A 22,053-nucleotide genomic window follows, 5' to 3' on the forward strand; every position below is an offset into this window, starting at 1 on the left:
AGTCTGCCGATGGCGTGCTGTGCTGGCGATAACCTGGGTTAACGGAGTCCTCTTTTGCCGACCTTTTCTCATTCCACCCACACGGTGCTGGAGCAACTGGCACAGGCCCCGCTGCCCGAGTGGGAGGCTCTGGACCGCGCCACCACGGTGCGGCAGCTGCTGCCGGGCGAGGTGCTGTTCCACGCGGGCGAGGCGCAGCCCCGGGTCTTTGTGGTGAACCAAGGGCTCATCAAGATGGTGTACGAGACGGCCGTAGGTGACGCCTGGGTCAAGGGGTTTGTGCCGGCCGGCATGTGTTTTGCCAGCCTCACGGCACTTCAGCCGAACGGCGTTACCAGCTACACCGCCCTGGCGGAAGGCGGGCCCTGCACGGTGGAGCAGATCGACCATGCCGCGCTGGAAGCGCTGGCCGCGCGCCACATGGGGTGGCAGCGCGCGCTGAGCAATGCCTACCGCCTGTACGGCCAGCGCAAGGAGCAGCGCGAGATGGAGTTGCTCACGCTGTCGCCCGAAGAGCGCTACCGGCGCTTTCTGCAGCAGCACCCGCAGATCGCCGCCCAGGTGCGCCAGCGCGACATTGCCAGCTATGTGCGCGTGACGCCGGTGGCGCTCAGCCGCATCAAGGCGCGCATATTGCGCGGCGGCTGACGGCGGCTCAGGGTTTGGTGCCCTGCGCGGCGCCCAGGCGCTGCGACAGGCTGCGCGCGGTGTCGCGCAGATGGCCTGCGGCAGCACTGCCCGGCCCCGTCTGCAGCGTGGCGCTGGGCCCTATCACCGCCAGGCACAACACCAGCTGCCCAAACCCGTCAAACACCGGCGTGGCCAGCGCACTGATGCCGGGCAGCAGCTGGTCGGTCACCTCGCTGATCTGGTACTGGCGCACGGCCTCCAGTTCGGCCGCAAATGCAGGCTCGTCCAGTGCGCCCGCAAACCCTTCGGCCGCCAGCGCAGCCGCAGCGCGCTCGCGCGGGCCGAAGGCTGCAAACACCTTGCCCGTGGCCGTGTGCCGCACAGAAGCCGTGGTGCCGTGGCGCATGGCCACATACACGGCGGTGGGGCCTTCTTCCACACGGATGATGGTGGGGCCGTTGTCGCCCCAGACCGAGGCCGACACGGTGTAGCCGATGCGCTGGGCCAGCGCGGGCAGCTCGGCAATGGCCAGGCGCACCGGGTCCACCTGCTGCAGGCTGATCAGGCCCAGCTGCATGGCCAAGGGGCCCAGGCCGTAGTGGCCGCTCACGGCGTCCTGCTCGATGAGGCCCAGCTTGCCAAAGCTCACCAGGTAGGGGTGGGCCTTGGCGGCCGTCATGTTCGCCGCGCGGGCCAGGTCCTTGAGCGCCATGCGCCGGCCGGTGCGTGCCAGCACCTTCAGCAGCTGGCCGCCCACCTCCACGCTCTGGATGCCGCGCGGGCTGCGGGGCGTGTCTTCATCGTCGGCGGGGGGCAGGTCGGGGGTCGTCGTGGGCATGGGGCGATTGTCCACGCAGCGCAGCATCCATACGCACTTCGGGTTTACACCTAAACAAATGCGTTAGACATGAACGAATTTCTTGCCTAACATCAACACATTCCGTTTAGATAAACGAATTCACCATTAACAAATCACCACCATGAGCACCGTCAAAACCTTTGCCTCCGCCGCCGACCTCGAAGTGAAGAAAGTGAGCTTCGACAAGCTCTCCGACCACGCCTATGCCTACACCGCCGAGGGCGACCCCAACACCGGCATCATCATTGGCGACGACGCGGTGATGGTCATCGACACCCAGGCCACGCCTGTGATGGCACAGGACGTGATCCGCCGTATCCGCGAGGTGACGGACAAGCCCATCAAGTACGTGCTGCTCTCCCACTACCACGCCGTGCGCGTGCTGGGGGCCAGCGCCTACGGTGCCGAGCACATCATTGCCAGCGAAGACACGCGCGACCTGATCGTGGAGCGTGGCCAGTTCGACAAGGACAGCGAGATCGGCCGCTTTCCGCGCCTGTTCCAGAATGTGGAGAGCGTGCCGGACGGCCTGACCTGGCCGACCATGACCTTCAACAGGAAGATGACCCTGTGGCTGGGCAAGCTGGAGGTGCAGATCCTGCAACTGGGCCGGGGCCACACCAAGGGCGACACGGTGGCCTGGCTGCCGCAGGAAAAGATCCTGTTCAGCGGCGACCTGGTGGAGTTCGACGCCACGCCGTATGCGGGCGATGCGTACTTCCAGGACTGGCCGCAGACGCTGGACAACATCGCAGCGCTGAAGCCCGAAAAGCTGGTGCCTGGCCGTGGCGCCGCGCTGCAGACGCCTGAGCAGGTGCAGACGGGCCTGGCGGGTACACGCGCCTTCATCAGCGATCTGTACGAGAGTGTGAAGGCCAGCGCTGCGCAGGGCGAAGACCTGCGCAAGGTGTACGAGGCCACGTTTGCCAAGCTGCAGCCCAAGTACGGCCACTGGGTCATCTTCAACCACTGCATGCCGTTTGACGTGACCCGTGCGTACGACGAGGCCACGCAATACCCCGACCCACGCATCTGGACCGCTGAACGCGACATTCAAATGTGGAAATCGCTGGAAGGCTAGGCAGAGAACAACCCCCTGAGGCGCTGCGCGCCTTCCCCCTTCTCTCGAACCGCTGCGCGATTCGGGAAGGGGGACGACGCCCTCGCTGCGGGACGGCCCTTGCTTGGCGTCCCTCGCTTGGGGCGCGTCAGTTGCAAAGGTCAGCTCTCGACATCAAGCAATCGATCAAACACAAAGGTCGTAGAACATGAACCCCAGAGACATCCCCGCCGAGGCCTTCCACGCCAGTGGCGCCGAGGTGCAGGCCATCGACTTCGGCTACGTGCGCTCGCCCGATCAGGACGGCACCACGCCCACGCAGCACCCCATCGTGGTCATCGGCGCGGGCCCTGTAGGCCTGTCACTCGCCATTGACCTGGCCCAGCGTGGGCAGCGTGTGGTAGTGCTGGACAACGACCACAAGCTCTCTATCGGCTCGCGCGCCATCTGCTTTGCCAAGCGCACGCTGGAGATCTGGGACCGCCTGGGCGTGGGCCAGCGCATGGTGGACAAGGGTATTTCGTGGAACCTGGGCAAGGTGTTCCTGAAAGACGAGCAGCTGTACGAATTCAATCTGCTGCCCGAAGAAGGCCACGAACGCCCCGCCTTCATCAACCTGCAGCAGTACTACGCCGAGGCCTACCTGGTGGAGCGTGCGCTGCAGCTGCCGGGCATCGACATCCGCTGGCACAACAAGGTCACTGCGGTGGAGAGCCGCGCGGACGGCGCGCTGCTGAGCATCGACACGCCCGAGGGCGCCTACCAGATTGATGCGCAATGGCTGGTGGCCTGCGACGGTGCGCGCTCGCCCACGCGGCAGATGCTGGGGCTGGAGAGCAAAGGCCGTATTTTTCAAGACCGCTTTTTGATCGCCGATGTGAAGCTGGCGGATGAAGCGAACTTTCCGACCGAGCGCTGGTTCTGGTTCGACCCGCCCTTTCACCCCAACCAGAGCGTGCTGCTGCACCGCCAGCCCGACAACGTGTGGCGCATCGACTTCCAGCTGGGCTGGGACGCCGACCCCGAGGAAGAGAAAAAGCCCGAGAACATCATTCCGCGCGTGAAGGCGCTGCTGGGGGCGGATGCGCAGTTCGAGCTGGACTGGGCCAGCGTCTACACCTTTGCCTGCCTGCGCATGGACCAGTTCGTGCACGGCCGCGTCATCTTCGCGGGCGACAGCGCCCACGGCGTCTCGCCCTTTGGCGCACGTGGCGCCAACAGCGGCGTGCAGGATGCCGAGAACCTGGCCTGGAAGCTGGACTGGGTGCTCCAGGGTCGCGCCAGCCCCGCACTGGTGGGCACGTATGGCCCCGAGCGCGAATACGCGGCCGACGAAAACCTGTGCAACTCCACGCGTGCCACCGACTTCATCACCCCCAAGAGCGAAGTGAGCCGCCTGTTCCGCGACGCGGCGCTGCACCTGGCGCGCGAGCATGCGTTTGCACGGCGTATCGTGAACAGCGGGCGCCTCTCGGTGCCCGCCACGCTGCACCAGTCGCCCCTGAACACGCCGGATACCGATCACTTCGCAGGCACCCAGGTGCCAGGTGCCGTGCTGCTGGACGCACCGTTGACCCGGCAAGACCAGCCTACCTGGCTGCTGCGCGAGCTGGGGCCGGACTTCACGCTGCTGGTGTTCGGCCCAGCCCCTGCGTGGGCGCGTGACCTGCCCGGTGTGAAGGTGCTGCAGATCGGCATTGATGTGATCGACCACCAGGCGCTGGCCGCCCAGCGGCTGGATGCGTTGCCGCGCACCGTGTACCTGGTGCGGCCCGACCAGCATGTGTGCGCACGCTGGCGCACGCCCACCGAAGCGGCTGTGCGCAGCGCACTGGCCCGTGCCACGGCCGCAGCCGTCTGACCAGGAAGACGACAAGGAACATGCCCATGCTGAACACCCAACCGAACCTGCAGGCCTGCGACGATTTTTATGAAGCGCTGATTGCCGCGCACCAGGGCCTGTCCACGCCCGAGAGCCACGCCATGAACGCGCGTCTGCTGCTGCTGCTGGCCAACCACATCGGTGACCAGGCCACGCTGCAGCACGCGCTGCAACTGGCGCGTGGCAGTGATGTGCCCACAGCCGACCGGCGTGCGACCCCCGCCATCACGCCCGTGGTGCCCACCCACGCGGTGGCGGCCTAGCCTCACCTTTTCTACCCCACAGCTCCAGCACCGCGCAGACGGTGCGGGGACCAGGCTTTGCCTTCATTTTTTTGACAACACCACGGAGACAACACCATGCAGCGCAAACACTTCCTCGCCACCCTTGCCGGGTTGGCCCTGGCCACCACCCTCCCCCTGGCCCATGCCCAGGACACCAAGCCACTCGAATGGGTGGTGGGCTACGCGGCCGGTGGCGGCTCTGACATCGTGGCGCGCACGATTGCCGAATCCATGTCGGCCACACTGGGCCGCCCCATCGTCATCAACAACAAGCCCGGCGCGGGCACCAACATCGCCGCCGAGTACAGCGCACGCCACAAGGACTACGGCAACCTGATGTTCTCGGCCGACTTCGCCACGCTGGCGGCCAACCCGTTCTTGTTCAGCAAGCTCGCCTACAACGCCGAGAAAGACTTCCAACCCGTGGGCCTGCTGGTGCGCTTCCCGATGTTCCTGGTGGTGTCCAACAGCGTGCCCGCCAAGAATCTGAAGGAGTTCATGGCCTGGGCCAAGGGGATGCCTGATGGCGTGAACTGGGCATCCGCCGGACCGGGCAGCCCGCACCACCTGGTGGGCGAGCTGTTCCGCGAGCAAAGCGGGCTCAAGCTCACGCACGTGCCGTATCGCGGCGCGGCTCCGGCGATCCAGGATGTGATTGGCGGTCAGGTGCCCGCGATGTGGATCGACAGCGCCACGGTGTACCCGTTTCTCAACGGCGGCAAGGTCAAGGCCATTGGTGTGGCCAGCCCGCAGCGCGTGACGACCATGCCCGATGTGCCCACGATGTCCGAACAGGGCCTGCAAGGGTTTGAAGGTTTTGCATGGCAGGGCCTGGTGGTACCCACGGGCGCATCGGCCGATGTGGTGGCCAACTTCAGCAAGGCATTGCAGACAGCCCTGGCCGACACGCGCACCAAGGCCCGCCTGCAGGCCCTGGGCGTGGAGCCTATGCCCGGTACGGCCGCCCAGATGGGCAGCTTTGCGCGTGCCGAGCGGGAAAAGTGGGGCCGCGTCATTACCAAAGTGGGCGTAAAACTCGACTGACCCACTGAGCGGCTGCGCCGCTTCGCCTGAGAGGGAGTCGCCACCGGTGGCCTGGCAAAGCCCATTCCACGGTGGCGCTCGCAAAAGCCAAGTTCCTGCCGCAGGACGCTCAGCGACTGCGCGCCAGCCGCCGCTTGCGGTGCAGAGCGGGTGCCAGCCACAGCAACTGCACCGTCGCGTAGCCCAATACTGCCAGCAGCAGCCCCAGGGTGGGCAGACCGATCAGCAGCGGCGCGCCCAGCGCCTGCATCCAGGTGCCCAAGGCCTGCACCGTGAACTCACCGCCCGGTGCCACGCTGCTCCAAGCGGGCAGCGTCTGCGCGCCGGGCATCACCAACGCCCCCAGGTAAAAAGCCATCACATACAGCGGCACGGTGGTGAGCGGGTTGGTATAGAACGTGGCCACACCGCCTGCCACCACGTTGCCGCGCAGCCAGGCGCACACCAGCAGCGTGCCCGGGATCTGCAACGGCCCGGGGATCAGGCCGCAGAACATGCCTGCCGCCACCCCGCGCGCCAGTGGCTGGCGCTGAAAGCGAAACAGGGCCCGTTGCTCCAGCCAGGGCTGGAACTGCGCCAGCCAGCTGCGGTCCAGCAGTTGGCGAGCCCGGGGCTCCAGAGCGCGCAGCCAGCGGCGCAAGCGACACAGCGGCTGCATCATGCGATCAACGCCGCCGCCGTGCCTGCGCCCCACAAGGTGGTGAGCCCCACCAGCAGGCGCACGTCGCGCGGCTCGTTGTCAGCGTGGTAGGCCATGGCACTGGCCCCCACCAAGCCCAACAGCAAACACAGCATCACCGATTCGAGCAGATCCATGGTTGTGGTCTCCGGGTTGGGGCGCTATCAGGCCTTGGGGGGCAGTGCGGGTGGGGCGCCTTTGGCAGCCTCGCCCGAGCTGCGCAGCGACAGGAAGATGGAGCCTGCGATCAGCGACGCCGTCACCAGCAGCGCATAGCCGATCGGGATCTTCACAAAGTCGATGAGCAGCATCTTGCCACCGATGAACACGAGCACCAGCGCCAGGCCATAGGCCAGCAGGTGGAAGCGGTTGGCCAGGTCAGCCAGCAGGAAGTACAGCGCACGCAGGCCCAGGATGGCGAAGATGTTGGCCGTGAGCACGATGAACGGGTCGCTGGTGATGGCGAAGATGGCCGGGATGCTGTCCACCGCAAAGATGATGTCGGTCGTGCCGATCAGGATCAGCACCACGAACAGCGGGGTGTAGTGCTTGACGCCATTGATCATGGTCGAGAGCTTTTCACCATCAAACTGGTCGGTGATGCGGATGCGCTTTTTCAGGAACTTGAGCACCGGGTTGGTGGCAATGTCGGGCTCCTGTCCGGCGGCAAACCACATCTTCACGCCGGTGACGACCAGGAAAGCACCAAACACATACAGCAGCCAGTGGAAGGTGGCCAGCAGCCAGGCGCCTGCCAGGATGAGCAGCGTGCGCAGCACGATGGCGCCGATGATGCCGATGATGAGCGCGCGCTTTTGGTACTGCGGCGGCACAGCAAAGTAGCTGAACAGCATCAGGAAGACGAAGATGTTGTCCACCGACAGGCTCTTCTCGACCAGGTAGCCAGTGATGAACTGCATCGAGACCGTGTTGGCAATCTCGCGCCCCTGGCTGCTGTCCAGGTACCACCACAGGATGGCCACGAACACAAACGCCAGCGAGAACCACAACAGGCTCCAGCGCGCGGCCTCGCCCATGGTGACCTTGTGCGCGCCCTGGCGCTCCATGACCAGCAGGTCAACGGCTATGGCAACGACCACGAAGACGGCAAATCCCGCCCACATCCACCACGTTCCTATTGTTTCCATCGAGTTTCTCCAAAAATGCCCTCACACACCCAGGCAAGCCGGGCGCCCAAGCCGTGGACTGTAGGGGCTGGGGTACTTCTTTAAAACCTGTGATCACAGTAGTATTGGTTCGGTTTTTACGAACCAAACACTTTTGAACGGCCACACCACAAAGAGATCATGAGCCAGAGCTTCAACTACCGCCATCTTTTCTACTTCTGGGTGGTCGCCAAGGAGGGCGGCATCGCCCGCGCCGCCGAGCGGCTGGACATGGCCGTTCAGACCATCAGCGCCCAGGTGCGCGAGCTGGAAAAGTCGCTGGGCGTGAGCCTGCTGCGCACCGAGGGCCGCAACCTGGTGCTGACCGACGCGGGCGTGGCCGCGCTGCACGAGGCCGACCACATCTTTGCGCTGGGCGAGCTGCTGCCGGTGCGCGTGCGCGAGGCGGCCACCGGCCAGACGCTGCGGCTGAACCTGGGCATCTCCGACGGCATTGCCAAGCTGGCCGTGCACCGGCTGCTGACGCCCGTGCTGGACGAGCCGCACCTGCGCTTGCTGTGCCACGAGGGCGAGTTTCAGCCTCTGTTGGGCGAGCTGGCGCTGCACAAGCTCGATGCCGTGCTGGCCGACCGCGCTGCACCGCCCAACCCGGCCCTGCGCACCACCAGCCAACTGCTGGGCACGAGCGCCATCGCCTGGTATGCGCCCCCACTCTGGGCCGAGGCGGCGGCCAACAGCTTCCCGCACAGCCTGGCTGTGGTGCCCGTGCTGCTGCCCACCGACCACGCCGCCATGCGCGCGCGCATCGACCACTGGCTGGAGCGCGAACGCATCCGCCCTCGCATTGCGGGGGAGTTTGAAGACAGCGCCCTGCTCAGCACCTTTGCTGCCACCGGCATGGGCGTGATGCCCGCACCGGTCTCGCTGGGCGAGCACCTGGCGCAGACCCACGGGCTGGTGCAGGTGGGCACCGCACCCGATGTGCAGGAGCAGTTCCACCTGATCTACAGCGCCCGCAAGGTGATGCACCCGCTGCTCGTGCGGCTGCTGGAGGCAGGGAAAAGCGAAACGCTTCTGAATTTATAGCTACCAGCGCTTACCCATCAAGCGCTAGGAGCCAAAAACACCAAAAATCAATCCAACCTGGAAGGCTCCCTTCAGTCGCGCCCCGCCCGCTCGATGTGCAAGGCCGCCGATGCCGGGTCGGAGAAGCACAGCTCATGGCTGCCCGGGCACTCCACCAGGCGGAACAGGCCCAGCCGCTCTGACAGGCGCGGGTGCCAGGGCAGGCTGTGCGGCAGCGCGGTGTCTTGCTGCGCGTTGAGGTAACTCTTGCCCACCTCCAGCGCGGCCAGCGGCACGGGCAGCTGCGCCGGTTCGGTGAAGGTGCGGTAGGGATGAGGGTTGAGCAGCGCGTAGGTGCTTTGCGCCAGGGCATCGTCGGCATCGTTGATGAAGGCCTCGCGCCAGATGGGGTACGGCAGCATCACGGCATTGCCGTTGCTGGCCGCCACCTGGTCGAACAGCGCGCGGTAGTGGGGTGGCACCAGGTCGTTCAGGCATTCGCCCGGCTGCGGCACAAAAGCGTTCCAGTACACCAGGCGCCGGATGCGCCCGGGCAGGCGCGCGGGCATGTGGCTGATGACCATGCCGCCATAGCTGTGGCCCACCAGGCGCACATCGGTCAGGCCCTGGCCTTCGATGAAGGCCGCCAGTGAATCGACCGCATCGGCCAGGCCCGTGGCCGCGCGGTCGTCGCCGGGGTTGTTGCCCGCGAGCGTGGGGCAGTGCACGGTGTGGCCGCGCGCCCGCAGGTGGGTGGCGGTGGCTTCCATTTCGGCACCGGTGTGCCAGGCGCCATGGACCAGGACATAGGTATCCGGCTTGTGTGTCTCCTTGGGGTTGTGTTGCAGGACTGGGCAATCCGCCCTGCCGCTACCTTAGAAACACCCGGTGGCACGGAATGGCCTGCGCGTGCCAGCCTGCTGTGCTGGATGTGCCAGAGCGCTCACCCACAGGCCAGCGCGGCCGTCTCAACGAGGGAATTGCGTGTGGCCTCCGCCACCACGCCGCCACTGCGCGGGCGACACCCCCATGGCGCGCTGGAAGGCGCGTGCGAAATGCGAGGGGTCCGCAAAGCCGCAGCGCCGCCCGATCTCGCCCACGGCCACATGGGCCAGCTGGGGGCGGCGCAGCAGCTCGCCCGCTCGCGCCAGGCGCAGGTCGCGCAAGGTGCCTGCAAAGGTGTGACCCTGCGCCGCAAAGGCCCGGTGCAGGGTGCGCAGCGATACGCCCGCCTCCTGCGCCAGGGCCTGGGCCGAGAGCCCCGACTGGTCGATGCGCGCCCGCAGCAGCGCACACAGATGGGCATGCAGGCTGCGCGCAGCCGTGGGGGCCGGTGGCTGGGGCGGCTCCAGCGCAGCGCACAGCAGCGCGCCCAGGTGATCGGACAGCAATGCTGGCGGCAGGGCCTGCGCCGAGGCCGGGTCACGTGCCAGCTGCACGGCCAGCGCCCCCAGGCTCTGGCCCCAGCCCTGGTCGCGCCAGGCCACGCGCGGCCCGGGCGTCTCGGCCCGCTGCAGCCATTGCCCCACCCAGGCACGCGGCAGCTGCAGCGACACACAGTGCACGCCTTCAGGAAAGTGCAGTTCATAGGGCCTAGCCGAATCCAGCAGCACCACATCGCCCGGGCGCAGATGGGCCACATGGCCATCCTGGCGCACATGCCACGCGGTTTCGGCCTGGCCGATCAGGTAGAAAGGCAGCTGGCGGCTGCGCGCAATGCCTGCGGGCGTGCGAAAGACATCCTGGGTGGAGGCCCGGACGCGGTTGATGGACAGCGTCTCCACCGGCAGGCTTTGCAGCTCCCCGCCAAACAGCGGCTCCTCGCGGGAGCTGCAGTCCATCTCCAGAAACGCCTCGCAGATCGCGCCCACCCAGTAGTCCAGGCGCGCGGGCGGCGCCACCACGTCGGTGGTCCACTGGCGCAAAGCAGCGGGGGACGAAGGCGCAGAGGCGGCGAGCATGGCGCCCAATCTACCGGCAAGCGTGCCGAGCAGGCAACAGGGCAAGCCCGCCCGCCCGCCGGGCTCAGCGCTGCGGCATGTCCTTGACCGAGTAGCCCAGGCTCACGGTCGCGTCGTCCGGAATGGCGGGCATGGACGCATTCCACGCCTCCCACGCGGCGCGCATGGCATGCAGGCGTTCGGGCTCCACGGGCGCACGGTTGGCGCGCTCGCGTTCATCGTCGGCCAGGTTGAACAGGTAGTCGTTGCCATCCACGCGCAGGTACTTCCACACGCCCTGGCGCATGGCGCGCTGGCCCCGGTGGTTCATGCGCCAGAACAGCGGAGGCTCGTCAATCACGTTGGCATCGCGCAGCAGCGGCATCAGCGAACGGCCGTCCAGCGGGTAGTCCGCATGCGCGGCGGCTCCTGCGGCGTCGAGCATCGTGGCCGACCAGTCCATGGTCATGCAGGTCTGCGCGCTCACGCCGCCGGGTGCGATCACGGCGGGCCAGTGCGCGATCCAGGGCACGCGGATGCCGCCTTCGGTCAGGTCCATCTTGCCGCCCACCAGGGGCCAGTTGTCTGAAAACCGCTCCCCGCCGTTGTCGCTGGTGAACACCACCAGCGTGCCGCGCGCCAGACCCACGGACTGCAGCAGCGCCATGATGCGGCCGATGCCCTCGTCCATGTGGTGGATCATGCGGCGGTAGGTCTCGATGTTGCCGCCGTGCAGATGGAACAGGTTGCCCTTGACCTCCTGCGCCAGCGCCTCGTCATCGCGCGTTTCCCACGGCCAGTGGGGCGCGGTGTAGTGAAGGCTCAAAAAGAACGGCGTGCCGGCCTGTGCGCCCGGCGCCATGCGCTGCACATAGTCCAGCGCCTGGTCAGTGATGAGGTCGGTGAGGTAGCCGTCCTGCTGCTTTTCTTCTTCGCCCAGGTACAGGTCGTGCACGCCGTTAGAGCTGCAGTGGGTGAAGTAGTCCACCCCGCCCGACATGGGCCCAAAGAACTCCTCATACCCCGAGCGCAGCGGCCCGAACGCGGGCGGGTAGCCCAGATGCCACTTGCCCATCAGCGCCGTGCGGTAGCCCGCTGCGCGCAGCAGCGAGGGCAGCGTGGGGTGCTCGGGCGGCAGGCCCAGCGTGGTGCTGCCTCGGCTCTTGCTGTTGATGGGCTCCTCGGCCGCGCCGCGCAGGCGGTACTGGTAGCGCGCCGTCATCAACGCAAAGCGCGTGGGCGAGCAGACGGGCGAATTGGAATAACCCTGTGTGAGCTTGAGGCCATTGGCCGCGAGCTGGTCGAGCACCGGCGACACGGGGCCAAACGCCGCGTCGCGCCCGCCGTAGCAGCCCAGATCGGCATAGCCGAGGTCGTCGGCGACGATGAAGATGATGTTGGGGCGGGTGGTCATGGTTTGAAGCCCGAGCGTTGGACCACCGGCGCCCATTGCGCGCGGTAGGCCTTGAGCATCGCTTCGGTCTGCGCCATGGTCGCCACCACGGGCTCCATCTTGGCGGCCTCGAACTTGCGCTGGGTGTCGGGGTCCTTCATCACCTCGTGAATCAGACTGGCCAGGCGTTCGGCTTGCGCTTTGGGCATGCTCATGGGCGCGAAGAAGGTGTTCCATCCGGTCGCAGCCAGGTCCAAACCGCTTTCCTTGAAGGTGGGGATCTTTCCATCCAGCGCGCTGCGCTTGGCACCCGACACCGCCAGGATGCGGATCTTGCCCGCCTCGTGCTGAGGCAGCAGAGTGTCAAACGTGTCGAACGCCACGGGCACTTGGCCGCCCAGCAGGTCGTTGAGCAGCGGCGCGGAGCCCCGGTAGCCCACCACCTCGGCGCGCACCTTGGCGGCGTCGCCCACCATCAGGCCGAAAAAGTGCGGCAGGCTCCCGGTGGCGGGCACGCCGAAATTGGCCTTGTCGGGGTTGGCGCGCAGCCAGGCCATCAGATGGGGCAGTTCCTTCACCGGCACAGCGCTGGCCACGGCCACGCCAAACTCGTAGCTGTTGACATGGCTCACGGGGCGGAAGTCGCGCTCGGGGTCGTAGCCCGCATCGGGGAACACCAGGGGTGCCACCAGCATCACGGCGGGGTTGGCCAGCAGCAGCGTGGGCTGGTTGGCGGGCGCGGCTTTGACAGCCTGGGCCGACAGGCGGCCGCCCGCGCCGGTCTTGTTCTCCACGATCACGGGCGTACCGAGCTTGCTGCCCAGCTTGTCGGCCACGATGCGGGCCACGCGGTCGGTAGAGCCGCCAGGGGCGTAGCCCACCACGATGCGCAACGGGGCTTCCTGCGCTTGCGTGATGGAGGCGGCCAGGGCCAGCGCTATGGCCAGAAGCGATGAAAGGGGTTTGCGCATCGTCGAAAAGTCTCCAGGGGCAGTTGCAGGGCCCTGCACCATCGCGCAGGTTGATGGGCGCACTGTATTGGCCACACAATCGATTGATCTAATCAACTATTGCACGGAAATACCCTGATGTCCGCGCCCACCCCGGCACCCCCAGGCCCCGCCGAACCAGGCCACCGCCTGACCCATCCGGCAGCGGCCAATGACCTGCTGATGTACCGTCTGAACCGACTGCTGGCCGTCGCGGGCAGCCTGGTGGTGCGGCTGTGCGAAGGGGGCTACGGCATCACACGGCGCGAGTGGGGGCTGCTGATGATGCTGGCACAGCACCCGGGCATGCCCCCGGCCGAGTTGGCCCAGCGGCTGGGGCTGGACCGGTCGCGCACGTCACGCGCCATCACGTCGCTACTGGCCAAAAAGCTGCTCACCCGCGATGCGATGCCGGGCGACCGGCGCCAGGCGGTGCTATCGCTAACCCCCGCGGGGCAGGCGCTGCACGATCAGCTGTTCCCCCAGGTGAAGGCGCTTAACCAGGAACTGCTGGCAGGCCTGAACACGGGCACGGTTCAGGCCCTGGACCACGCGCTGGCCGATATGCAAAAACGGGCGGAAGCTCTGGTGGCAAGCCGTACCGATGTGCCGCGCACTTACCGGTTGCGAGGGGGCCGGAACACCTCGCGAACAGACCAAGACTGGTGACGGCAGCGCCACCAACGGTCCTTTCCAAACCCCCTGGAATCGCAGTTTCCTATTTTTCAGTATTTGCCTGAATGTCCATGAGCTGGTTCAAATCAGCTCGCAGCATTCCATTTGGATCCACAGCGGCATCGTTTGCTGAAGATCGGATTCCTGCCGCCGCAATGGCCGCCGTGACGTCGGTAAAAGAAATTTGAACCTGATAAAGGTTTCCATCATTTGCATACTCCTTGGTGAAAGCACAAACAGCCTCCCCTGGGTCTGCAAAATAAATGACTGCCGCGTCAGTAGCCCGATTAGGAATCCGCATAAAGCTGGAATACAAGGATGCCGGCACAGGGGTTCGTGCTGAACCGTTGACGTAGTACTCCTCCTCCCAGTCGTCGTTTTGCATCACGTAGTTGTATTTCAGCGAGCTGACTCTGAGCATCGGGTCACGCCCATTACCCGTCGATTCGGCAAAGATATACAGCACTTTGGTCCCACGGTACGACGGCCCATCGTATCCAGCTATAGTGCAAGCGATGGCTTCCAGATTGGTTGCAGAATGAACTCCGGTCGCGCTGATATTTTTAAGATCTGCGTGTGCAAATCCAGTCACGCAAATAAACCCCAAAGAAATAATGCTATTTTTCAACATACCCTCTCCTTCGTCGATGAATTGACCTAGGCTTGGCCATGCTGCATACAAATAGATACAACATGCACAAATACTAACAAACACCCTCCTCAGTGTCATCCCCCGTTTTGGGGATTGACTGCACAGGACTACACCAAACGGCGCGACACGTTGGCAAGGTCGCAGCGGTGGGCGTGGCCGCTCCAGCGCATTCCTTCCGGTCCGCCTTTTTCTTTGCCCACACGCCATGTCAACACCCCCGACCTCTTTGTGGAGCCCCCTGCGCCAACCCGCTTTCCGGGGCCTGTGGATCTGCGGTGGCATCTTTTTTGTGGGCAGCGGCATGCAGACCATGGCCGCTGCGTGGCTCATGGTGGAGTTGACGGGCTCGTCGTTCCTGGCGGCGCTGGTGCAGACCGCCGTTTTTTTGCCCATGTTTTTGCTGGCCCTGCCAGCCGGTGTACTGGCCGACACCACCGACCGACGCAGGCTGATATCGGGCGCGCTGATGGCACAGGTGGGCGCCTGTGCACTGCTCACGCTGCTGGTGCTGGGCGGCTGGGGCGGTCCGGCGTCGGTGCTGTTTCTGGTGTTTGTGTGTGGCTGCTGCACGGCGGTGCTGACGCCTGCGTGGAACTCGTCCGTCATCGACCCGGTTCCGCGTGACGAGTGGCCCCAGGCAATCACCGCCGTGAGCATCGCCTACAACGCCGCGCGCGCCGTGGGGCCCACGCTGGCCGGGCTGGTGTTTGCACAGCTGGGTGCGGGCTGGGTGTTTGCCGTCACGGTGACCACAACGCTGGTGATGTGGGAGTCCATCCGCCGCTGGCCGCCCAAAGCACACCCGCCGTCCAAGCTGCCCGCCGAGCGCCTGTGGGGCGGCACGCTCAGTGGCCTGCGTTTTGCCTGGCACTCGCGCATCATCCTGGCGCAGCTGGTGCGCGTGATGGCGTTCAGCGCGGCAGGCTCGGCCCTGTGGGCGCTGCTGCCGGTGATTGCGCAGCGCCAGCTGGGCACCGGTGCGCAGGGCTTTGGACTGCTGATGGGTTGCCTGGGTACGGGTGCCGTGGCCGTGGGCCTGGTGCTGGGGCGGCTGCGCGCGCGCTTTGGCATGGAGGTCATCGTGGGCGTGGGCGGCGTGGTGTTTGCTGCCGCCATGCTGGTGGCAGCGCTGACTAAGGTGGCGTGGGTGGTTTACATCGCCATGCTGTTTGCGGGCGCGGCGTGGATGTCGGCGATGTCCACCTTCAACACCGCCACACAGGCCAGTGCCCCGCAGTGGGTGCGATCCCGCGCCGTGGCCATGCACATGGTGGCCGCGCTGGGCGCGTTTGCCATCGGCTCGGCATTCTGGGGCGCCGCATCCGACATCGTGGGCCTGGCCCCCACGCTGTATGTGGCCGCTGCGCTCATGGGTGTCGGGCTGCTGCTGGCACGCCCCATGCCGCTGCGCATGGGTGGACTGCACGAAGTGACACAGGCCACACCGTGGGATGAACTTTTCATCGAGGCCGAGCCCCTGCCCGAGGCCGGCCCCGTGGCCGTGGAGGTGGGCTACCGCATTGCGCCCGGCACCGATGCAGCCTTCCTGGACACCATCAGCCGCATGAAGGCCCCGCGCAGGCGCGACGGCGCCACCTTCTGGCGCGTGTACAAGGACCTGGGTGAACCCTCGCGGTACGTGGAGCGCTTCATCGTTGAATCCTGGGCCGACTACCTGCACCAGCGCGCCCGCGCCACCATGGCCGACCAGGCCCTCGAGACGGAAGTGCGGGCGTTTCTGGCGCCGGGCGAAGTCGTGCGGATGTCGCACTACATCGCGGAGAGGTGAGTCTCCGCGCGCTGAAACTGGCGCGGCCGAGGCCAGTGCACCCGTGGAACTGGCTTTGCCAGGCCACCGGGTGCGACCCCCTCCCGCCCAGCGAGAGAGGGGAAGACGCGAAGCGTCTCAGGGGGAGCACTCCCGCCTGCTGCGACAATCGCAGGATGACCTTTGCCCCCCTTGCCAACGACACCTTCCTGCGCGCCTGCCGCCGCCAGGCCACCGACTACACCCCTCTTTGGCTCATGCGCCAGGCAGGCCGCTACCTGCCGGAGTACAAGGCCACGCGCGCCCAGGCCGGCAGCTTCATGGGCCTGGCCACCAATGTGGACTACGCCACTGAAGTGACCCTGCAGCCGCTGGAGCGTTTTCCGCTCGATGCGGCCATCCTGTTCAGCGACATCCTCACCGTGCCTGACGCCATGGGCCTGGGCCTGTCGTTTGCCGAGGGCGAAGGCCCGCGCTTTGCCAAAGTGGTGCGCGACGAAGCCGCCGTGGCCGAGCTGGCCGTGCCCGATATGGACAAACTGCGCTACGTGTTCGACGCCGTCACCAGCATCCGCAAGGCCCTGAACGGCCGCGTACCGTTGATCGGCTTTTCGGGCAGCCCCTGGACACTGGCGTGCTACATGGTCGAAGGCAAGGGCAGCGATGACTACCGCCTCGTCAAGAGCCTGATGTACAGCCGCTCCGACCTGATGCACCGCATCCTGGCCATCAACGCCGACAGCGTGGCCGCGTACCTGAACGCCCAGATCGACGCCGGAGCCCAGGCCGTGATGATTTTTGACAGCTGGGGCGGCGTGCTTGCCGACGGCGCGTTCCAGGAGTTCAGCCTGGCCTACACCACGCGCGTGCTGGCGCAATTGAAGCGCATCGGCGTGGACGGCGCCGACGTGCCGCGCATCGTTTTCACCAAGGGCGGCGGCATCTGGCTGGAAGACATGAAGGACATCGACTGCGAGGTGCTGGGCCTGGACTGGACGGCCAACCTGGGCAAGGCCCGCGCCATCGTGGGCGGCCAGGCAGGCGGCCCGGGCAAGGCGCTGCAGGGCAACATCGACCCCAACGTGCTGTTTGCGCCGCCCGCACAGATCGTGCAGCAGGTGCACAAGGTGCTCGACAGCTTCGGCAAACCCCACACCGACCGCAGCACCACCGGCCCCACCCACATCTTCAACCTGGGCCATGGCATCAGCCAGTTCACCCCGCCCGAGCATGTGGCGGCATTGGTGGAGGCTGTGCACAGCCACTCGCGCGCGCAGCGCCAGGGCTGACACCCCGGGCGAGGTATCCAGACCGCCGGCACGCCGCGCAGGGACCAAGTGATGGCAACGGAACACCCCGTACCGCGGCCAGCGGAGTCCCCCACCGGCCCGCAGGCACTGCCCGCCTCGGCCCTGCAATCCCCACCCGGCGCGCTCGCAGACTGCGTGCGCGCCTTTTTCTGGCGTGACCTGGGCCGCCAGCCGACCCACACCCCGACGGACACGCGCGTGCCGCCCAGCCCCTACCCCGGCATCATCTGGCTCACGCGGGGCACCGCCCAACTCGTGGAATGTGCGGGCGCGACCACCGCAGCGGCCCTACCGGCCATCACGCTGTCGGGCGCCCACCGACATCCGTACCACTCGGTCTCATCCCGTGATGGCGATTCGTTCTGCCTGGCGTTCCAGCCCGGCGCGCTGGGGCTGCTCACCGGGCAGGACCTTGCGCCGCTGACCGACCGGGTCACGGACGCCACGACCTGGCTGCCCGCGGCCTGGCACCCTTTACTCGCGGCCGTCCATGCGGCGCACGACCATGGGGTGCGTCAGGCGCTGTGCGTGGACTTTCTGACCCCGCGCTGGGCGGCCGTGGCCGACCGGCACGCCGCCTGGGTGCAAGTGCTGCACCGGGCCTGGCAGCGCGGCGCACGCCAGGCCCTGGCCTCCACGCTGGACTGGACGCCCCGGCACCTGCAGCGCCGTACCCGGCAACTGGCGGGCCTGCGGCCTGGCGAGATCGAGCGCATGCTGCGGGCCGAACACGCCCTGCTGGCCATGCGCGACGGCGATGCGGGTGCACTCGATGCGGCGCTGCGCCATGGCTACGCCGACCAGGCGCATTTCAGCCGCGAGGCGCGTGCCCTGTTCGAAAAGCCCCCCGCAGCGCTCAAGGCCCACACCCAGCGGCCGGGCGACGATGCGGACTGGCTGCTGCGGCGCAGTTAAACCACCCGCCGTTTACCGCTGGATCACACGGGGGCGCTTGATCTTGGCCTGCAGCTGCAGGATGCCGTAGAGCAGCGCCTCGGCCGTGGGCGGGCAACCGGGCACATAGACATCCACCGGCACGATGCGGTCGCAGCCGCGCACCACCGAATAGCTGTAGTGGTAATACCCGCCGCCGTTGGCGCACGAGCCCATCGAGACCACATAGCGCGGCTCGGGCATCTGGTCATAGACCTTGCGGATGGCGGGCGCCATCTTGTTCGTCAGCGTGCCGGCCACGATCATCAGGTCGCTATGGCGTGGGCTGGAGCGCGGAATGATGCCGAACTGGTCCAGGTCGTAGCGCGCCATGGCGGCATGCATCATCTCGACGGCACAGCAGGCCAGGCCAAAGGTCATGAACCACAGGCTGTCGGCGCGTGCGGCCTGCACCACATCGTCCAGCCGGGCCAGCACAAAACCATCGCGCTCCATGGAGGGAGCTACTGCAAGGGAAGGAGAAGAGTTGTTAGCCATGGCCGCATCGTCGCCACGCGGGCCCACGCCGTCTTGAAGCAAAGCGACATCGGCCGCCATCACCGGGAACCTGCGACGACACCAACCCCACCGCACAGCGCCCCGGTAGGCCCTGCGACAATCCTTAGAACCTGTTCAAAATCTTTTCGGGGATCGCATTGGAGTGCAATCGGGAGGAGTGGATGCTTCGGATGCACCGCATGGGCTCATGCCCATGCAAGCAGCCGGGGCGCCAAAGCTCCGAGTTCATCGGCCCGATTTCACTCCAACCCTTCGGGCAAGCGCCTTGCCGGGCGGTCTGCGGCGTTGCAGCGCTTGTGGATAGCCGGGCTATCCACTGCGCACCGCGCCTGGCATCCCATCCCGGCAAGGACCTTGTGCGACCCCGAAAAGATCTTGAACAGGTTCTTAGACCTTCAGGTGCCGGCGAGCCCGCTTCCAAGGCGCACTTATGCACAAAATTGGAGCATCCACCGGCCCCGCGCCACCGCAGGCGGCAACTTGTAAAAAAACTTTGCGACACCGCTAAGTCGTTGATTTATATGGATCTAAATCCCCTGCTTTTTTGACAGGCAATCCAGCCAAAGCACGGATTTTCAAGGCCTTGCGGGGCAAAACCAAGGGATATCAACAAAGTTATCCACAGAAATTTGGGATTTCTTACAAATAGCCAGTGAAATCAAGCACTTGCAGGCCATATCGAAGAAATGCGTGAACATGACACCACACCGCTAGCACAAAAAGGGGGCCATCTGTCCTCTTGACGAAGTCTTCGTGTCCGACTTATGCACACCAACCGTGATGCGGCGCAACATGCCTCCGTCACAACGGCTTAGCACAAAAATTCGTGGGAAATTTCTTCAGATGCTTGATTCATAACGATTTTTTTGGTGTGCCGCATTTCCGGGCAATCTGTTCGCAGCCAGCATTCATGCGGGCTGGCAGGGTGTCCGGACAGGATGTCAACAAAGTTATCCACAGAAAGTCGGGATTACTTGGGGCCCCTCATCAAATCAAGCACTTAGCACCCAAACCTCCACGCGACCTCCACAAGCTGCTGTAACCCGCCCTCTGCCGTGCCTACCCCCTCCACCATCGTCCAGGTTGCCCTGCACACCCCGTCGCACAGCGGCGTGGGCGATCTGCTGAGCTACGCCAGTGAGCACCCGCTCGCGCCCGGCACGCTGGTGCGCGTGCCGCTGGGCACCCGCGAGGTGCTGGGCGTGGTGTGGGATACCGACGAGGCCACCGGCGAGTTGCCTGACGGCGCCACGCTGCGGCCGATTGCCGGTGTGCTCGACGGTGTGGCGCCGCTGGACCTGCCTTGGCGCCGCCTGGTGGCATTCGCCGCGCGCTACTACCAGCGCGCCCTGGGCGAAGTCGCTACGGCAGCCTTGCCGCCCCAGCTGCGCGACCTGCGCCCCGAACAACTCGCCCGCCGCCTGCGCCGCCCGGCCAAGGCAGGAGGCGACGCTTCAAATGCTATTGAAAACATAGCGCTCACCCCAGAACAGGAGAGCGCTAAGGCCCGCATTTCTGCTGAAAAAGGCCCGTTCCTGCTGTTTGGCAGCACGGGCAGCGGCAAGACCGAGGTGTATTTGCGCTGTGTGCAGGAGATGCTGGAGGCCGACCCCACCGCGCAAGCCCTGGTGATGGTGCCCGAGATCAACCTGACCCCCCAGCTCGAAGAGCGCTTTGTGGGCCGCTTTGCCCCGCGCTTCGGCCCCGGTGCCGTGGTGTCGCTGCACAGCGGCATGACGAACCCGCAGCGCCTCAAGAGCTGGCTGGCCGCCCACAGCGGCAGCGCGCACATTGTGCTGGGCACGCGCATGGCGGTGTTTGCCAGCCTGCCGGGGCTGAAACTCATCGTGGTCGATGAAGAACACGACCCCAGCTACAAGCAACAAGAGGGCGCTCGCTACTCGGCCCGCGACCTGGCCATCTGGCGTGGGCGCGAGCAGGGCGCCAAGGTCATTCTGGGCTCGGCCACGCCGTCGCTGGAGAGCTGGTACGCCAGCCGCCCCCCCACGGCCGAAGACCCCGAAGGCGGCCGCTATGTGCGGCTGCACATGCCCAGCCGCATCGGCGCCGGGGCCCTGGCGCGTGTGCGCCGGGTGGACATGAACCAGCAGCCTCGGCGCACGGTGTTCAGCGCGCCGCTGCTGCAGGCCATCACCGAACGCGTGGCGCGCGGCGAACAAAGCATGGTGCTGCTGAACCGCCGGGGCTACGCCCCCGTGCTGCACTGCGTGGACTGCGGCTGGAAAAGCGACTGCCCCCACTGCAGCGCCCACCAGGTCTTCCACAAGACCGACCGCACCCTGCGCTGCCACCACTGCGGCTACACCGTGCGCGTGCCCTACCACTGCCCCACCTGTGGCAGCCCCGACATCCACCCCATGGGCCGGGGCACCGAGCAGCTGGAAGAGCAACTGGGCGCCCTGCTGTCCGAAGTGCTGCGGCCCGACCGCACACCGGCCCGCATTGCCCGCATCGACGCCGACACCACCAAGGCCAAGGGTGCGCTGGAGGCGCAGCTGGCGCAGGTGCACTCGGGCGAGGTGGATGTGCTGGTGGGCACGCAGATGATCGCCAAGGGGCACGACTTTCGGCGCATCACGCTGGTGGCCGCCGTGCAGCCCGATGGCGCGCTGTTCAGCAGCGACTTCCGCGCGGCCGAGCGGCTGTTTGCGCTGCTCATGCAGGCCGCAGGCCGGGCTGGGCGCGATGCGGCCTACATGGCCGCGCAAGCGGTGCATGGCACGCAGCCCGAGATGTGGGTGCAGAGCTTTCACCCCAAACACGCCGTGTTCGAGGCGCTGCGCACGCACGACTACGAGGCTTTTGCCGCCCAGCAACTCAAGGAGCGCGAGGAGGCCGCCATGCCGCCGTTCTCGTACCAGGCGCTGGTGCGGGCCGATGCCCGCACGCAGGAGGTGGCGCAGGGTTTTCTGTCAGCCGCCACCGCCGCCGCCCACGCCGCGCAGCTGCCAGGGCTGCCCGATGGCACGGTCATCCTGTTCCCGCCCGTGCCGCTGACCATCCAGCGTGTGGCCAATGTGGAACGCGCCCAGATGCTCATGGAAAGCAGCAGCCGCGCCACCCTGCAGCGCTTTCTGGCCGCGTGGCAGCCAGTGCTGCAAACCACCCGCAGTCAGCCCGAGCACAAGGGGCTGATACGGTGGCTGGTGGATGTGGACCCGTTGACGATCTGACCCGGGTAGCGTTGCGCGCCCGGATGGGAAATGAACCGCCAGGCGACAGG

General features: G+C 66.3%; 21 protein-coding genes. 11 read left to right on the forward strand and 10 right to left on the reverse strand.

Annotated features, from left to right (window positions below; translation table 11 throughout):
* Positions 1-54 precede the first annotated feature (54 nt).
* Positions 55-648, forward strand: a complete 594-nt coding sequence (locus tag EXV95_RS13335; protein WP_176887214.1) for a Crp/Fnr family transcriptional regulator — start codon at positions 55-57, stop codon at positions 646-648.
* A 7-nt stretch (positions 649-655) separates the two neighbouring features.
* Here the strand turns inward: EXV95_RS13335 and EXV95_RS13340 are convergent, their stop codons facing one another.
* Positions 656-1,468 (reverse strand): IclR family transcriptional regulator, encoded by an 813-nt coding sequence (locus tag EXV95_RS13340; protein ID WP_176887215.1) that lies wholly within the window; start codon positions 1,466-1,468, stop codon positions 656-658.
* A gap of 142 nt (positions 1,469-1,610) precedes the next feature.
* Here EXV95_RS13340 and EXV95_RS13345 point away from each other — a divergent pair, with 142 nt between their 5' ends.
* The 4 genes from EXV95_RS13345 (at position 1,611) to EXV95_RS13360 (ending at position 5,759) form a co-directional block, all read left to right on the forward strand.
* Positions 1,611-2,570, forward strand: coding sequence for an MBL fold metallo-hydrolase (locus EXV95_RS13345; protein ID WP_176887216.1), 960 nt, complete (start codon positions 1,611-1,613; stop codon positions 2,568-2,570).
* Positions 2,571-2,757: 187 nt separating this feature from the next.
* A complete protein-coding gene (locus EXV95_RS13350; protein WP_176887217.1) occupies positions 2,758-4,410 on the forward strand; it encodes an FAD-dependent oxidoreductase in 1,653 nt (550 codons plus the stop codon).
* Positions 4,411-4,436: 26 nt separating this feature from the next.
* Positions 4,437-4,694, forward strand: coding sequence for a DUF2783 domain-containing protein (locus EXV95_RS13355; protein ID WP_176887218.1), 258 nt, complete (start codon positions 4,437-4,439; stop codon positions 4,692-4,694).
* A 96-nt stretch (positions 4,695-4,790) separates the two neighbouring features.
* Positions 4,791-5,759 (forward strand): tripartite tricarboxylate transporter substrate binding protein, encoded by a 969-nt coding sequence (locus EXV95_RS13360; protein ID WP_176887219.1) that lies wholly within the window; start codon positions 4,791-4,793, stop codon positions 5,757-5,759.
* A 109-nt stretch (positions 5,760-5,868) separates the two neighbouring features.
* Here EXV95_RS13360 and EXV95_RS13365 read toward each other — a convergent pair whose 3' ends face one another.
* From EXV95_RS13365 to EXV95_RS13375, 3 genes are read right to left on the reverse strand one after another with little or no spacing between them, the layout of a single operon-like run.
* A complete protein-coding gene (locus tag EXV95_RS13365) occupies positions 5,869-6,420 on the reverse strand; it encodes a DUF2062 domain-containing protein (protein ID WP_055398347.1) in 552 nt (183 codons plus the stop codon).
* Complete coding sequence (locus EXV95_RS13370; protein ID WP_176887220.1) at positions 6,417-6,575, reverse strand: hypothetical protein; 159 nt, start codon at positions 6,573-6,575, stop codon at positions 6,417-6,419. Before EXV95_RS13370 ends, EXV95_RS13365 begins: the two co-directional genes overlap by 4 nt.
* 27 nt (positions 6,576-6,602) lie before the next feature.
* Positions 6,603-7,586, reverse strand: a complete 984-nt coding sequence (locus tag EXV95_RS13375; protein WP_055398348.1) for a TerC family protein — start codon at positions 7,584-7,586, stop codon at positions 6,603-6,605.
* A gap of 159 nt (positions 7,587-7,745) precedes the next feature.
* Here EXV95_RS13375 and EXV95_RS13380 point away from each other — a divergent pair, with 159 nt between their 5' ends.
* Complete coding sequence (locus EXV95_RS13380; RefSeq protein WP_176887221.1) at positions 7,746-8,651, forward strand: LysR family transcriptional regulator; 906 nt, start codon at positions 7,746-7,748, stop codon at positions 8,649-8,651.
* A 71-nt stretch (positions 8,652-8,722) separates the two neighbouring features.
* Here EXV95_RS13380 and EXV95_RS13385 read toward each other — a convergent pair whose 3' ends face one another.
* The 4 genes from EXV95_RS13385 to EXV95_RS13400 form a co-directional block, all read right to left on the reverse strand.
* The gene (locus EXV95_RS13385) at positions 8,723-9,400 is read right to left on the reverse strand and encodes an alpha/beta fold hydrolase (protein WP_176887222.1); all 678 of its coding nucleotides are present in this window, start codon (positions 9,398-9,400) and stop codon (positions 8,723-8,725) included.
* Between the two features lie 198 nt (positions 9,401-9,598).
* Positions 9,599-10,591 carry a helix-turn-helix domain-containing protein gene (locus EXV95_RS13390; protein WP_176887223.1) on the reverse strand — a complete coding sequence of 331 codons (993 nt, stop codon included), beginning with the start codon at positions 10,589-10,591 and terminating at the stop codon, positions 9,599-9,601.
* A gap of 64 nt (positions 10,592-10,655) precedes the next feature.
* Entirely contained in the window at positions 10,656-11,984 is a 1,329-nt protein-coding gene (locus EXV95_RS13395) for a sulfatase (protein WP_176887224.1), read from the reverse strand.
* Positions 11,981-12,934: a tripartite tricarboxylate transporter substrate-binding protein gene (locus EXV95_RS13400; protein WP_176887225.1), complete on the reverse strand. Its 954-nt coding sequence runs from the start codon at positions 12,932-12,934 to the stop codon at positions 11,981-11,983. The genes EXV95_RS13395 and EXV95_RS13400 overlap by 4 nt, the downstream gene beginning before the upstream one ends.
* Before the next feature lie 117 nt (positions 12,935-13,051).
* Here EXV95_RS13400 and EXV95_RS13405 point away from each other — a divergent pair, with 117 nt between their 5' ends.
* Positions 13,052-13,621, forward strand: coding sequence for a MarR family winged helix-turn-helix transcriptional regulator (locus EXV95_RS13405; protein ID WP_176887226.1), 570 nt, complete (start codon positions 13,052-13,054; stop codon positions 13,619-13,621).
* A 49-nt stretch (positions 13,622-13,670) separates the two neighbouring features.
* On the opposite strand, the gene EXV95_RS13410 is transcribed toward EXV95_RS13405, so the two are convergent.
* Complete coding sequence (locus EXV95_RS13410; protein WP_176887227.1) at positions 13,671-14,258, reverse strand: hypothetical protein; 588 nt, start codon at positions 14,256-14,258, stop codon at positions 13,671-13,673.
* Between the two features lie 226 nt (positions 14,259-14,484).
* On the opposite strand from EXV95_RS13410, the gene EXV95_RS13415 reads away from it, so the two are divergent.
* The 3 genes from EXV95_RS13415 to EXV95_RS13425 all read left to right on the forward strand — a co-directional run bounded on the left by EXV95_RS13415 (position 14,485) and on the right by EXV95_RS13425 (position 18,272).
* Positions 14,485-16,068: an MFS transporter gene (locus tag EXV95_RS13415; protein WP_176887228.1), complete on the forward strand. Its 1,584-nt coding sequence runs from the start codon at positions 14,485-14,487 to the stop codon at positions 16,066-16,068.
* 155 nt (positions 16,069-16,223) lie between these two features.
* The gene (gene hemE / locus EXV95_RS13420; RefSeq protein WP_176887229.1) at positions 16,224-17,336 is read left to right on the forward strand and encodes a uroporphyrinogen decarboxylase; all 1,113 of its coding nucleotides are present in this window, start codon (positions 16,224-16,226) and stop codon (positions 17,334-17,336) included.
* A gap of 51 nt (positions 17,337-17,387) precedes the next feature.
* On the forward strand, positions 17,388-18,272 hold the full coding sequence (locus tag EXV95_RS13425; RefSeq protein WP_176887230.1) for a helix-turn-helix transcriptional regulator: 885 nt from the start codon (positions 17,388-17,390) through the stop codon (positions 18,270-18,272).
* A 12-nt stretch (positions 18,273-18,284) separates the two neighbouring features.
* On the opposite strand, the gene EXV95_RS13430 is transcribed toward EXV95_RS13425, so the two are convergent.
* Complete coding sequence (locus EXV95_RS13430; RefSeq protein ID WP_370460267.1) at positions 18,285-18,746, reverse strand: NADH-quinone oxidoreductase subunit B family protein; 462 nt, start codon at positions 18,744-18,746, stop codon at positions 18,285-18,287.
* Positions 18,747-19,864: 1,118 nt separating this feature from the next.
* Here EXV95_RS13430 and priA point away from each other — a divergent pair.
* On the forward strand, positions 19,865-22,003 hold the full coding sequence (gene priA / locus EXV95_RS13435; protein ID WP_176887231.1) for a primosomal protein N': 2,139 nt from the start codon (positions 19,865-19,867) through the stop codon (positions 22,001-22,003).
* Positions 22,004-22,053: the final 50 nt, after the last annotated feature.

This window comes from Acidovorax sp. JMULE5 (assembly GCF_013376875.1).
GTDB lineage: Bacteria > Pseudomonadota > Gammaproteobacteria > Burkholderiales > Burkholderiaceae_C > Acidovorax > Acidovorax facilis.